The organism is Neorhizobium sp. T25_27 (assembly GCF_002968565.1).
Taxonomy (GTDB): Bacteria; Pseudomonadota; Alphaproteobacteria; order Rhizobiales; family Rhizobiaceae; genus Neorhizobium; species Neorhizobium tomejilense.
In genome coordinates, this window is record NZ_PVBJ01000003.1 from 332,738 (window position 1) to 345,502 (window position 12,765).

Sequence of the window (12,765 nt, forward strand, 5' to 3'; positions counted from 1 at the left end):
CTCTAGTCTGGAGGCTGAAGCTAAATTCCTACGCGCTAACGCCACAATGCCGAAATTGGCACGGCGGACAGGCGCTCCCCGAACGGGACCACCTTGTCATGGTCGTACAGGACCATGCCTGAAACAAACCGCTCTCCACATGCTTCGGCTAACATTCGCAATCCGGAAAAATCGGAAGTCGAGACGGATGCTGCCGCTTTTATCTCGATACCGACAACCCTCCCTCTTCTGTCTTCGATGACGATATCGACTTCGTTCTGCTGCTTGTCGCGAAAGTGTGAAAACTCAAAGCGGGTATGTCCGCTGCTGGCGAGTTTAAGGACCTCGGCAAAGACGAAAGTCTCTAGCAACGCTCCGAACGGCCCTCTGTCATCCCGGAGTCTCTCGAGAGAGAGGTCGCGAAGGGAGGCGAGAAGACCAGAATCGAGGAAATGTATTTTGGGGGTCTTAGTCAGGCGTTTCAGTTTGTTGGAAAACCAGGGTTGGATCGTTCTGGCGAGGAATAGGCTTTCGAATATGGCAACGTATTTTTGCGTGGTGACGTGGTTCATCCCGATGGCGGCGCCAATTCCGGAATAGTTCACGAGTTGTCCCGAATGTTCCGCCAGAATGCGTAGCAGGCGCGGCATCTGCGCGATCTGCTCGATTTGCGCGACATCGCGAACGTCGCGTTGAACGATCGCTTGGATATAATCCCCATACCAGTCCTGTCTGCGGTTCAAGGTTTTGCGACCCAATGCCTCCGGATATCCACCTGCCAGAACTGCAGCCACCAGGTCGTCACCGACGGTTGGTTGTCCGGCTTTAGCTTCGTTTCGGAAGGCGTCGACCAAAAAACTCCCACCGGCCGTTCTGATCTCGCTTTGAGCGAGCGGCAGCAAGCGGACGACCTCCATACGCCCCGCGAGCGAGTCTGCGACGCGTGGCAGCGTCATGAGATTGGCTGAACCGGTCAGGAGGAAACGCCCTGGACGCTTGTCAGTATCCACGCTTTCCTTGATCGCCAACAACAGCTCGGGAGCGCGCTGAATTTCATCGAGAATGGCGCGATCCATTCCTCTTACAAAGCCAACTGGATCCCGTCGCGCGGCACTGAGCGTCGTCGCATTGTCCAGCGTGTAATACTCCATCCCTTCGTTGGCCATCTTCTTCGCCAACGTTGTTTTTCCGGATTGTCGGGGACCCACGATCAGCACGACTCGCGTGTCTGACATGGCGTCGGCAACGCGTTGCTCAACGAGCCTTGGATACAGCGGCATAGCTTCGTTCCTTCGATAACCGTTTGAAACTATGGAGATGACCGATTGAAAGTCAAGGAATGACTATCTGAAATCCACATGGCGACTGATTGAAACCAGAACCAAAACAAGGTAGCACGCCGGATTGCGGCATGGAGGAGGTGTGAGGTCACGCAGGCACTGCTGAACCTTCGCTCATTGGCACCGGAACTGGCTTAGTTGATCCTCAGCGGAGGGGTATCCGGAGCGAAGCGAAAACAAAATTGTGCATCTTTCCATCACACCGCCAAGCCGAGCAGCTTTTGACAAATGGAAGGAATCCAAGTTCTTGAACCGACTCGAACCGTCGACCCACTCGTCACTTTCCTAAGCTACTGAATGACCGACTGGCTGATACCAGCATCAGCGTCGGCCTTCGTCAACCGATCTCGTGGGCGTCGTTGCCGAAGGCGCTTTTGCTTAAAGGTGCTGGAGTGCAGGCTAACGCCAAAATGGATCGGCGACCCAAGGATCCACACTCCCCCGGCCGCCGGCTCGTCAACGCTTTTCGCGAAGATCTAGTAGCGCGAAATCGCGGAGATGCTACTACTAGTCAATGCGGACTATAGGTCTTGCTTCAAATGATCACCGCTCCAGCAGTGGCCTACGGATGAGAGAAACAAATTCGATCGTCCGCTGCCGTTCAGAGGATGGCTCCAGTGCTGCTGCCGGGGTGTGGAGTCTGAAACCCAATCGGCTCTAGACACAGCTACTTGCTTCGCAAGGCTTCCCAGCGCTCTGCGACTTCGGTCCGATACCGCGCAGCACCACGAATCCTTTGGATGCGCCCGCCTTCGCTGTTTGATCGGGTAGTGGCTCAAGAATTCTGCCAGCGCGATTGCTGCGTCGATGCAGGCGATGGCGGGGCCGGCCGGGTTCTCTGCGCAGTTCTCTGCATCTCGACTGATCCGCGATCTCAGGCAGATCTGGTTGCTGCAGCAGCCTACTTGGTTCTGAAGGAGCGGGGCGAACTGCTCCATAGCCGGACGCCGAGGCCTGATTATTCCTCTGTCTTGGGGAACCATGCCTGAGCGGAGAACATTTTCTGGCCACCTTGGCTCCAGGCCTGAGCAGGGCATTGATCGACATGGGCGAACGTCCCCATGGAACATGCCAACCTCCCGGCCGTTAAGCACTTTCGATAAGAGAATGACAGGAGACGGAGGCGTGCCGGACAGAGGCAACAGCTGGTATGAGGAAGCCGTTATCTACTGCGTCGATGTCGAGAAGTTCGCCGACGGAAATGGTGATGGTATCGGTGACTTCATAGGGCTCACCGAGAAGGTGACTTATCTCTCCGAACTTGGCATCACCTGCATCTGGCTCCTGCCGTTCTACCGCAGCCCCGACCGCGACAACGGTTACGACGTCAGCGATTTCTATAGCATTAACCCCAAGGTCGGATCGCTTGATGATTTCCTGGCCTTTCTGCACAACGCTGGGGAACACGGCATCCGCGTCATCATCGATCTGGTCGTCAATCACACCTCCGATCAGCATCCCTGGTTCCAGGCGGCCCGGCGAGACGATAAGACACGCTATCGCGATTATTACGTCTGGAGCGGCGACCCTCCGCCCGTCGCAGCAGGCGCCAAGTCAATCTTTCCCGGCGAGGTGGATAGTCTCTGGACCTATGACGAGGTAGCGCGAGCCTACTATTTTCACAATTTCTACGAATTTCAGCCGGAGCTGAACGCCGCCAATCCCCAGGTGCGCGAAGAAATCCTCCGCATCGTGGATTATTGGATTGCCTTCGGCGTCAGCGGGTTTCGGCTGGATGCAGCTCCGCTTATCATTGCGGATAAGGGGCTTGAACACGCCAATCCCCGCGATCCGCACGGCATTCTTAGGCAAATCGGGGCGTACGTTCAGGACCGCCGACCGGGTGGGGTTCTTCTCGGAGAGGTCAATCTTCCGCCGCAGGCGTCCGACTCCTTCTTTGGTGAGGGTGAGCAGCTCCAGCTTCTGCTCAACTTCATGCTTGCCTGCTATCTGTTCGCAGGGTTTGCCAGAGAAGAAGCCGCCCCCATCAACCAAGGGCTGAGCCTTCTTCCGGAGCCGCCACCCGGTTGCGATTGGGTCAATTTCCTTCGCAATCTCGACGAACTCGATTTTTCTCGCGTCCCCTCTGATCTGAAGCAGTCGGTATTCGAAGCCTTCGCCTCGAAAGAAGAAATGCAGGTCTTCGGACGTGGCATCCGGCGCCGTGTCGCCCCGATGCTGAATGGCGAGCAGCGCCGGATCGAACTGGCCTTGAGCATCATTTTCTCGCTGAAGGGACCGCCTCTTATCGTTTATGGGGATGAGATCGGTATCGGCGAGGATCTTTCTCAAACCGGACGGAATTCGGTTCGGGTACCGATGCAGTGGTCGGGTGGGAAAAATGGAGGATTCTCAACCGCGAATTCCGGAAAGCTTTGTCAGCCGGTGCTGACAGACGGACCGTTTTGCTACCGGAAAGTGAATGTAGCCGATCAGCAGAACGACCCCAATTCTCTGTTGAACAGGGTTCGACGGTTCATCACGCTTCGTCGAAACCAGCCGATTTTCGCGAAGGGACGGTCGGTGAGGCTCGGCGCGACCGATCCAGCAGTTCTCGTTCACGGCTTTGAGGATGCGGGCGACCTGCTGTTGCTCGTGCACAATCTGGCTGGCCGAACGAGCAGGGTCGAAATCAATTTCGGCGGCATGCAGCCCAGACATTTCCGTGATCTGATTGGTTACTTTGAATTCGACATCGCCAAGAATCCGCGCCTGGAACTTGAGCCCTATGCTTATCGCTGGCTTATTTCGGAGGGTAACGGATCATGACGCTCATTGGCTATCACGCTTCCCATGAGCAGTTTTCGCCAAGCGAACTCGTCACCTATGTCCAGGCTGCGGAAGCCGCAGGTTTCAAAGCGGTGATGTCCTCCGATCACCTTACACCCTGGAGCGAGCGACAAGGTCAATCGGGATTCGCATGGGCGTGGCTGGGTGCAGCGCTGCAGGCAACGCAATCCATTCCATTCGGCATCATCACCGTTCCCTTGGGCTGGCGCTATCATCCCGCGATTACGGCGCAAGCGGCCGCCACGGTTGCGGAGATGTTTCCCGGAAGGTTGCCATGGATGGCTGTCGGCAGCGGCCAGGCAATGAACGAGCACGTCACCGGCGAGCGCTGGCCTTCAAAACGGGAGCGCAATGAACGGCTGGAATCTGCAGTCGGGATCATACGCGATCTGTGGTCGGGCAAGCTTGTCAACCGAGATGGTCCGATCAAGGTGGACGAGGCGCGAATTCACACTCTTCCCGGGGAGCTGCCTCGCCTCGTGGCGGGCGCTTTGTCGCCCGAGACCGCGGAATGGGCGGGACGCTGGGCAGATGCGCTGATCACGATCAACCAGCCGCGGGAAAACCTCAGCGACATCATCAATGCCTTCCGGAGAGGGGGCGGGATAGGAAAGCCGCTCTACCTGCAGGTCCATGTATCCTATGCCGATTCCGAGGATGAGGCCCGGGCGAACGCCTTCGATCAATGGCGAAGCAATGCTGTGTCTGCAGCCGTGTCGCAAACGCTTCGGTTGCCGGAGGAGTTCGACGGTGCCTGTGCGAATGTGCGGCCCGAGGACATGGACAAGCATGCACGCATCTCGGCCGATCTGCGGCAGCATGTCGAGTGGCTGGAGGCCGATATCGCCATGGGTTTCGAACAGATCTATATCCACAATGTCGGGCGCAATCAGCGTGAATTCATCAATATTTTCGGGAAGAGCGTCTTGAACCAGTTCAGCGGGACACGCGATACTGGCAGATGAGCGGTCGCCCGCGAGCGGGGTCCTTCAGTAAGGCAGAACGTCCTGCGGGATCAGTTGCCGCTTCCTGTCCGGATTCGAACATGAGAGTTGCGCCGCGTGGATCAGACTTTTGCGCTCTCGCCCGCTTCCTTGACTAAGACAGGGGCGGCGGCGATTGGAAATTGGCGCATCATGATATCTTTAGGAGCAGCGTATGAACTGCTAGAAGAGCGCGCGGCATGGCGAACCGCCGCGTGGTCCACTGCACCCGCGATGGACGGAGGATGCCCTAGTCAGGCCTCTACAGCGTCCCGCCGTCTAAACGCAATCGTTACCGCCATGCCCTTGCCGGGTCCAGAATCTACTTCTATCTCGGCATTCGCGTTGTGCTTAACCGACTGAACAATCATGGCGCTGAGCTTGCCTCGTCTCGGCCAATCGGCTTTATCCGAAAGTCCAACACCATCGTCAGCGACGAGAACCTTACAGCCTTCATCATCGACGGTGCAGCGCACCTTGATCTCACCGCCGTCACGACCACTGAAAGCGTGTTTCAGGGCATTTGTCATGAGCTCATTGACAACAAGGCCTACCGGCATGGCGACATTGACCGAGACCGGCCACGTATCGACCTTCATGTCCAGGCGAATGCCCTCGACCGCATGGACCGCCATCACCGATGAAGCTATCTGGCTGACATAAGTTCCGAGATCGACGGTTTCGGTGTCGTTGCCGGCATAGAGTGACCGGTACAGGATCGACAGCGCCTCGATCCGCCCCGCCAGCCCATGAAAGCGTTCACTCTCTTCGAGACGCTGTGCGTTTCGCGCCTCCATCCGGATCAACGCCGTGATCATCTGCAGGTTGTTCTTGACACGATGCTGAAGTTCTTTCAGCAAAACATCCTTTTCCGCCAGCGCCTCGGTCATGGCGGCTTGGTCCTCGGAGCGTTCGCGCGCCGACATCGCCAACAGCCGAAAGAGAGGCTGGCCGGCGTCATCGACTATCGTATTCGACCAGGCGTCGACGACCCTATTTTCCGCGGCGCCCGGGAGGCTGAAAGCACCGAGGTATTCTTCGGTTTCAAGCAAAGCCTCAGCGAGTTCCGGTCCATTTGCAAGGGGGGCAGCCGGGGGAAGGACAGACCAGGTTTTCCCTTGCAGCTGTTCAGCCGAAATTCCGGTCAGGCGTTCGAATTCGATGTTTCCATAGATGAGGGTTTCATTGTGACCAAGTTCCGCGACCGCGACCGCGAAAGGGACGTGATCGAGAAACTGCCGAAACCGGTTGTCGTCGAGCGCTTCCGCGAGATGCGGGAGATCGGAAGGGGTCGGAGACGGCGGGTTCGGATCGTCGGGCTTTGTCATGGAGTATCCGCAGTGTCGGGCAGCGGGAGTCCATAACACGCCATCAAAAGAAAGGGCTAGGGGATTTATCGCACAACGGTCGGCGGCTTACGACACTAGCCGCGCCAATGCCGCAATGATTGCTCGATGGGCATAGGGCTTCGGAAAGAAAAGCGACTGGTCCGGCATCTGGTCCCGTTCTACCCGCCGCTTTCCAGATGTTATGATGATCCCGATCGGCGGCCACCGATCCTTGACAATCCAGGCAAGAGTCAACCCGTCCAACTCGCCATGCAGATCGATGTCGGTGAAGATCGCGCCGATCGATGCCTCGGTAGAAAGAATACCAAGGGCATCGTCAGCATTTGCTGCCTCCAGGGTGTGGAAGCCGGCGTCGCGCAAATCGTCCGCTATCGCCATGCGTATCAATGGCTCATCTTCGATCACCAGTATGGTCGTCCGCGGCATTATTTGCACCGATCTGATCTGTGTCACGCAAGCAAACTCTCTGGCGGAGCAACATGTTCCTGTTCGACTGCAACAGCGTTTAGCTCAACGGGACGTGCGAGGTAACCGTCATTGCGTGATCGCCGGCGGAAAGCAATTCAGCTTTGATTGCCGCAGGGGCGCTCACCGTGTTGTAACTTTAACTTCTTCAAAGGCCGAGCCCGGAGTGATTGCCGAAGGGTTCGCATCCATTTGCCCATCTACCAAATGAGGGAAAGCCGGCTGGGTTGTGACTCCGTTTCGATACCTTCTGTCACGACACAAATGTCCGCTTTGTTGCGTGCCCATAAGCCGTCAACGATGAGGACCGCCCCGTCAGAGCGTCAAACACAGGCAGGTCTTCAGGACGACGCGGGCGATGGTGAGTCCATGGCTCGGGTTGCGGATAGGGTCACGGCGGACTAGACCGTCAAGGTGACCAAGTTCGCCCTGGATGCGAACCCGGCTCGACCAGAAATGAAGGCAAATCGGGCAGTTCTGACTTATCTGTCTAACCTCTACCTGAGGGCTGCTTGAGCCGATCGATCCCGTCGCCAGCGTGTATAACTGCTATCGAGATCGAATGGGCTCTTCAATCGAAACGGCATCCCTTTCTGTTCCATTATAGGCGGTCGTGAATGTTTTCCCATCGCGGCGAGCCACATCCGGGGTAAGCACCAATCCGTCCTTATATGAAGAAGCGTTCCGTCCCCGGAACTCTCTGCTCGAAGCCCCGTTCTCCAAGCAACGCTCAGGAAGGGTTCGAAATGGCTAGTACCTCCGACAAGACAATCGTCACCGCCTCCTCAAACGAAGTCGATGAAAGTATGGGAACGCAGGCGGGCACATCTCCTGCCTACGAGCAGCGCAAGGAACTCGAAGAGTTGCAGGCCGAGCTTCGGAGTCTGCAGAGGGCAGTGCGTCGCCGTCCAATCACGCCACGGTCACCAGCCGTTGCCGGTGCCCCACGCACAATGCGTGAGGAAGTGGAGTATCAGATTCGCCTTCAGCCAATAGCGTCGGTTGCCTTGGCGGCAATCGTCGGCTTTGTTTATGGGATTGCACGATGACGGGGCCATCGACGGAAGCCGCTCGCCTCGCTGCCGAATATGTTCGGCTTGGTGGTAAGCGCCGAGCCAAGCTCGATGACAACATCGTCGACACCAGACTGTGGGATGACGAACCGGACGAGGCGGCAGCTTTCTGGCGTGACAAGATCGACAGTTTGCCGGAAAGCAAACGTCGAGAGATTGAGACGAACCTCCCGAACATAAACCCAGGGTAACGACCTAGCCGGGTTGTCGGCAGCATAATCGATTTCCCGTATGACTAGTCGAAGTCCGGGAAAGCAACCTACGGAGGCTGAGTGTTCGGGTGCAGGTCCACATGCGACCATTGTTAACCGCCATTGAGGAGTGAACGGATGACGAGAAGGATTTTGTCTACAGCTTTGGTCGCCGCGCTGGCGATATGTACGCTTGGTGCGGCACATGCTGATCAAATTGCCATGACCTCGACAGCAACCGTGAAAAACGACCTCAAGTATCTGATGTACACGCCGAACGGATATGAGACGTCCAACGACTCCTACCCGCTCGTCGTATGGCTTCATGGAGGTGACCAAGGTGGAGGCGATATCGAGAAGGTCAAATCGAGCGGCATGCCGAAACTGATCGAAGACGGCAAGCAGTTCCCGTTCCTGGTCTTCTCGCCTCAAAACCCGAGCGAGGAACTGCTCTACCCCATCGAGAAGGTAGAAGCGGCACTTGAGGAGGTAATCTCAAAGTACCGGGTTGACCGCTCCCGTATCTACGTCGTCGGCTACAGTCGGGGCGGCTTTGGGGCTTGGGCCATGGCAGAACAGTTTCCGAACAAGTTTGCCGCAGTGGTTCCGATTGCAGGTGGTGGCAATCGTCACTATCTCAGCAGGACGAATGAGAAGGCTGCCTTCTGGGTCTTCCACGGGACAGACGACGACGTCATCCTCCTATCAGATTCCGTCATCATGTACGAACGCCTCAAGGCGCTGAAACGTAGTGCTCGACTGAGTGTCCTGGAAGGCGTGGACCACTCGGACATCGAATGGGCGACTCTAAACGATCCAGAATTATGGGACTGGTTGTTGAAGCAACGTCTTGATGCTGCCCCCAAGTGACCATTTCACGGTTTGCATGGCCCAAGGGGTCACACCTCATGCAACGGCGAGTTAGGTCCAACCCTTGTTGATTCACGGCTGGGAACCAGACCCCTATGCAGTGGCGCTTACAGGCGCGGGGCTTCTCATCGCATTGGTGGCGTGGCTGCCGCTGGCTCTTCGCCGACTTCCGCTCTCGCTTCCAATCGTCTGTCTGGCGATTGGTGGCCTGATCTTTACCTCCCCGTATGTGACGTTGGACCCATCGCCAGGTGCATACCCCTACGCCACCGAACGTTTGACGGAGTTCGTGGTTCTTGTTGCGTTGATGGGCGCAGGCCTGAAGATTGACCGCCGGTTCTCATTTAAAGGGTGGGGAACCACTTGGCGGCTGTTGTTGATCACGATGCCGATGAGCATCATCGCGATAGCGTTCATCGGCACGACAATCCTTGGCCTAAGCGTTGTGGCCGCGCTGCTGCTGGCAGCAAGCCTTGCGCCCACCGATCCTGTTCTTGCGGCCGACATCCAGGTTGCAGGCCCACAGGAAGGGGGTGAAGACACTGTTCGCTTTGCGCTGACGTCGGAGGCGGGCCTGAACGACGGCTTCGCGTTTCCATTCGTGCATCTGGCCATCGTTTTAAGCCTTGCGGCCACAACGGGAGAACCCTGGTTCGCTCGCTGGCTGACCTTGAATGTCCTCTGGGAGACGATCGCTGGCGTTGGCTGTGGGTGGCTTGTCGGCCGTGTGTTTGGTTGGGCAACCTTCAAGATGCCCGGTGATACGCTGGCAAAGACAGGCGACGGATTGGTAGCGATAGCAGCGACCTTCGTGTCGTATGGCGTGTCCGAGCTGCTGCACTGCTATGGCTTCTTCGCCGTCTTCGTTACCGCGTTGACACTGCGCAACTCCCATCGGAGCCACGACTTCCAGCGCGACATGCACGACATCACCGAGCAGATCGAACGCATCGCAATGATGCTCCTGCTGCTCGCCTTTGGCGGCGCTATCGTCAATGGCTTGCTGTCCAGTATCGGCTGGATAGAGATTGTCGCCGTCGTGCTCATATTGCTGGTTGTTCGCCCTGTAACCGGCTTGCTAGCGCTTATCGGGGTTCGCGCGACGCTCACCGAGAAAATCACCATCGCCTTCTTCGGCATTCGGGGCGTCGGTTCATTCTATTATCTCGCCTATGGCCTCAATCACGGGCGGTTCGAGGACGGCGGCCGGTTGTGGGTCATCCTCTCGCTCGTCGTCTTCGTCTCGATCCTAATGCACGGGCTCACTGTGACGCCCGCGATGCGTTGGCTGGATCGGCGGCACGGCCGGGAGGCTGACTGAGCTCATGTCTATCTACAGGCATTGCTCGGACAGCGGAGGCACCTTCAACCCCGAGCCAGGTTCCGAAGCGAGCGCATGCGAAAACGCTGACGATATTCGGCGGGGGTGAGACCAATAATGCGGGTGAAGATTTCCGGAAGGAGCTGGGATCGCTGTAGTGGACCTTCCACGCAATGGCGTCCACCGGCTCGCGAGAAGACTGGAGAAGGTCACGAGCCGATTCTATACGCAAACGCTGAATATACTCGCCTGCTATATGACCAGTTGCCTTCTTGAATCTTCGCATGAAGGTTCGCGGATCTAGCCCAGCATGGCCTGCCAAGCCAGCGAGGCTCATTTCCTTGCCGCCGCTGGCCTGAAGCCAGTGCTGAACCTTCAAGATTGCACTGTCACCATGGTTGAGCCGAGGAGAAAAGGCGCTGTAGTAGCTTTGTTCTCTGCCGGGCGGATCAACAAGGAAAGCTCTCGCGGTTTCGAGCATGATCATCGATCCGAGAAACCGCTCGATCAGTATCAGGCTAAGATCGACCCAGGCCATTACGCCGCCAGCCGTTAGTATGTCTCCATCGTCGATGATTAGACGGTCGGTGTTCAGGTTGACGTCGGGAAAACGCGCGACGAAGTTCTCCTCGTAGGTCCAGTGGGTCGTCACCGTTCGGCCGGCGAGAAGCCCTGTCTCCCCTAGCAAGAATGCGCCTTTGCAGATTGAGCACAGGCCCACTCCTCGCGAATGCTCGGAGCGAAGCCAAGCTGCGTAGTACCGCGCCTCCGTCTCCGGCAAGGGATCCCCCAGGCCCGGAGGGACTACGATTACAGTCGGATGGCCCGCTTGTCCGGCAGGGTCGGAAGAGAACACTCTCGCGGGCGCATCATCTCCGTTTGCACGTGTCCAATGGCTCACACCGAGGGCAGGCTCGCTGACGCCATGTCGCTGACAGGCGATGCCTGCGGCGGCAGTCAGCAAATCAGTCATGCCCAGCACAGCCGCAGTTTGAGCGCCCTCGTAGGCGAGAATTGCGATTTCCGTAAAATCTACTGGTTTGTCCATACGCCCGCTTCTTTGAAAGGACGTCCTATGAGCAAGAGAGCAATCATCGTTGTTGACCTGCAGAATGACTATCTGGCGGCGGGAAGGTTTCCTTTGGTAGGAATAGATGCAGCACTGGAAAACGCAGCACGCGTCGTCGACGCCGCTCGCCGGTCCGGTGATCTCGTCATCAATGTTCGCCACGAGAGCGCAGCCGACGGCCCTTTCTTTGCCGTGGGCACGGAGGGAGCGGAGCGCGACCTGGAGTTCAGAGGCGAAGTCGTGTCCGCCGACAAGGTCCACGCCGCGTACATGTCCGCGCTGGCCTTTGGTTACGGGCGGGTAGTGTCAACCGAAGAATATCTGGCGAACTAGTCGATACTGAGTTGACGGCGATCGAGAACTTGTCGTCAAACCCTACTTCGATGAAACGCCGCGATAGTCGCCTCGCACGACTCCCTGAACCGTCGGCTCGACCCTTCAGGCCCACTTGTCTGGACGCTGACGCGAGCGCCTTCAAGCAGAAGGGATAACGTGTCCGCCAGCAGCTCTGGGTTCGACGAACCTGCTGCCTCGCACACCGCCGCGAGTCGGTTGCGCTGGGAATTCTTGAATTCCTGAACAACCGCGTGGGCTGGGTGATCGCTGTCACGCAACTCGACGGCAGCGTTCGCCAGGTCGCAACCGCCGGGTTCCTGCTCCAGACGGTCCACCTGGAATTCGACCCATCGCTTCAACTGCGCGGCAGCGTCTCCTGCGAAATCTCTCTCCAGCTCGTCCCAGATGGCCCCCGCCCGTTGCGTCACCTGGCGCAGAGTTGCGCAAAGAAGCTCGTCTTTTGAACCGAATTTTCGGTAGAGCGTCATCTTGTTCGTCTGGGCGGCCTCCGCAATGGCGTCTACGCCAATCCCTCGAATCCCGAATTTTCGAAAAAGGTCCGCTGCTGAAGACACGATGCGCTCACGGGGAGGAATGGCCGTCGGAGAGGAAGGATCGGCGGCTTTATCTGGAGATTTCGAACTTGACATGGGTGTGACCGGTCGGTAACGTTCTGATGTTACTTACCGGTAACACCCCACCATAGCTCAGTCAAGGATCGGGAGAGGATTGAAAATGGCACGACATGACGATCTGACGCTCAACCAAATCCTCTCCGACCCGATGATCCTCTTATTGGCTCGCGCGGACGGATGGTCGACGGCCGAGTTTCGAGAGGAGATGATTTGGGCATCGAAAGAGCTGAAGCGTGAGCCCGGCGACCTCGATGCCACGGTAACCCGAGCTTCGTCGAGAAACGACCGTCCCATTGGGGCAGCGTGCTGCGCGATTTAGCTTCCTTTCGCGCGGCTCTGAACTCATGTCCGGATTTGCCAACGC

Annotated in this window: 12 protein-coding genes and 1 pseudogene; 8 read left to right on the plus strand and 5 right to left on the minus strand. The window is 57.5% G+C overall.

Features of this window, described 5'->3' with window-relative positions; genetic code table 11:
- Positions 1–35: 35 nt before the first annotated feature.
- Positions 36–1,259, minus strand: coding sequence for an ATP-binding protein (locus C5J24_RS11760; RefSeq protein ID WP_105402517.1), 1,224 nt, complete (start codon positions 1,257–1,259; stop codon positions 36–38).
- 1,167 nt (positions 1,260–2,426) lie between these two features.
- Between C5J24_RS11760 and C5J24_RS11765 the strand changes: the two genes are divergently transcribed.
- A complete protein-coding gene (locus C5J24_RS11765; protein ID WP_105402516.1) occupies positions 2,427–4,088 on the plus strand; it encodes an alpha-amylase family protein in 1,662 nt (553 codons plus the stop codon).
- The gene (locus tag C5J24_RS11770; protein ID WP_105402515.1) at positions 4,085–5,074 is read left to right on the plus strand and encodes a TIGR03885 family FMN-dependent LLM class oxidoreductase; all 990 of its coding nucleotides are present in this window, start codon (positions 4,085–4,087) and stop codon (positions 5,072–5,074) included. The genes C5J24_RS11765 and C5J24_RS11770 overlap by 4 nt, the downstream gene beginning before the upstream one ends.
- 272 nt (positions 5,075–5,346) lie before the next feature.
- Here C5J24_RS11770 and C5J24_RS11775 read toward each other — a convergent pair whose 3' ends face one another.
- Together C5J24_RS11775 and C5J24_RS11780 are read right to left on the minus strand one after the other, a co-directional pair.
- On the minus strand, positions 5,347–6,420 hold the full coding sequence (locus tag C5J24_RS11775; RefSeq protein WP_105418117.1) for a sensor histidine kinase: 1,074 nt from the start codon (positions 6,418–6,420) through the stop codon (positions 5,347–5,349).
- Positions 6,421–6,507: 87 nt separating this feature from the next.
- On the minus strand, positions 6,508–6,867 hold the full coding sequence (locus C5J24_RS11780; RefSeq protein ID WP_105418119.1) for a response regulator: 360 nt from the start codon (positions 6,865–6,867) through the stop codon (positions 6,508–6,510).
- A gap of 785 nt (positions 6,868–7,652) precedes the next feature.
- On the opposite strand from C5J24_RS11780, the gene C5J24_RS11785 reads away from it, so the two are divergent.
- From C5J24_RS11785 to C5J24_RS11800, 4 genes are all read left to right on the plus strand, one after another.
- Positions 7,653–7,955 carry a hypothetical protein gene (locus tag C5J24_RS11785; RefSeq protein WP_105402513.1) on the plus strand — a complete coding sequence of 101 codons (303 nt, stop codon included), beginning with the start codon at positions 7,653–7,655 and terminating at the stop codon, positions 7,953–7,955.
- The gene (locus tag C5J24_RS11790; RefSeq protein ID WP_105402512.1) at positions 7,952–8,170 is read left to right on the plus strand and encodes a hypothetical protein; all 219 of its coding nucleotides are present in this window, start codon (positions 7,952–7,954) and stop codon (positions 8,168–8,170) included. The genes C5J24_RS11785 and C5J24_RS11790 overlap by 4 nt, the downstream gene beginning before the upstream one ends.
- A gap of 138 nt (positions 8,171–8,308) precedes the next feature.
- The gene (locus C5J24_RS11795) at positions 8,309–9,040 is read left to right on the plus strand and encodes an alpha/beta fold hydrolase (protein WP_105402511.1); all 732 of its coding nucleotides are present in this window, start codon (positions 8,309–8,311) and stop codon (positions 9,038–9,040) included.
- Between the two features lie 64 nt (positions 9,041–9,104).
- Positions 9,105–10,361, plus strand: a complete 1,257-nt coding sequence (locus tag C5J24_RS11800; RefSeq protein WP_105402510.1) for a sodium:proton antiporter — start codon at positions 9,105–9,107, stop codon at positions 10,359–10,361.
- A 44-nt stretch (positions 10,362–10,405) separates the two neighbouring features.
- On the opposite strand, the pseudogene C5J24_RS11805 reads toward C5J24_RS11800, so the two are convergent.
- Positions 10,406–11,409, minus strand: a pseudogene (locus C5J24_RS11805) (GlxA family transcriptional regulator).
- A gap of 27 nt (positions 11,410–11,436) precedes the next feature.
- Between C5J24_RS11805 and C5J24_RS11810 the strand changes: the two are divergent.
- Positions 11,437–11,763 carry an isochorismatase family protein gene (locus C5J24_RS11810; protein ID WP_105402509.1) on the plus strand — a complete coding sequence of 109 codons (327 nt, stop codon included), beginning with the start codon at positions 11,437–11,439 and terminating at the stop codon, positions 11,761–11,763.
- Between the two features lie 35 nt (positions 11,764–11,798).
- On the opposite strand, the gene C5J24_RS11815 is transcribed toward C5J24_RS11810, so the two are convergent.
- On the minus strand, positions 11,799–12,416 hold the full coding sequence (locus C5J24_RS11815) for a TetR/AcrR family transcriptional regulator (protein ID WP_105418121.1): 618 nt from the start codon (positions 12,414–12,416) through the stop codon (positions 11,799–11,801).
- An 85-nt stretch (positions 12,417–12,501) separates the two neighbouring features.
- Between C5J24_RS11815 and C5J24_RS11820 the strand changes: the two genes are divergently transcribed.
- Positions 12,502–12,720, plus strand: a complete 219-nt coding sequence (locus C5J24_RS11820; RefSeq protein ID WP_105402507.1) for a hypothetical protein — start codon at positions 12,502–12,504, stop codon at positions 12,718–12,720.
- The last annotated feature ends 45 nt before the right edge of the window (positions 12,721–12,765 follow it).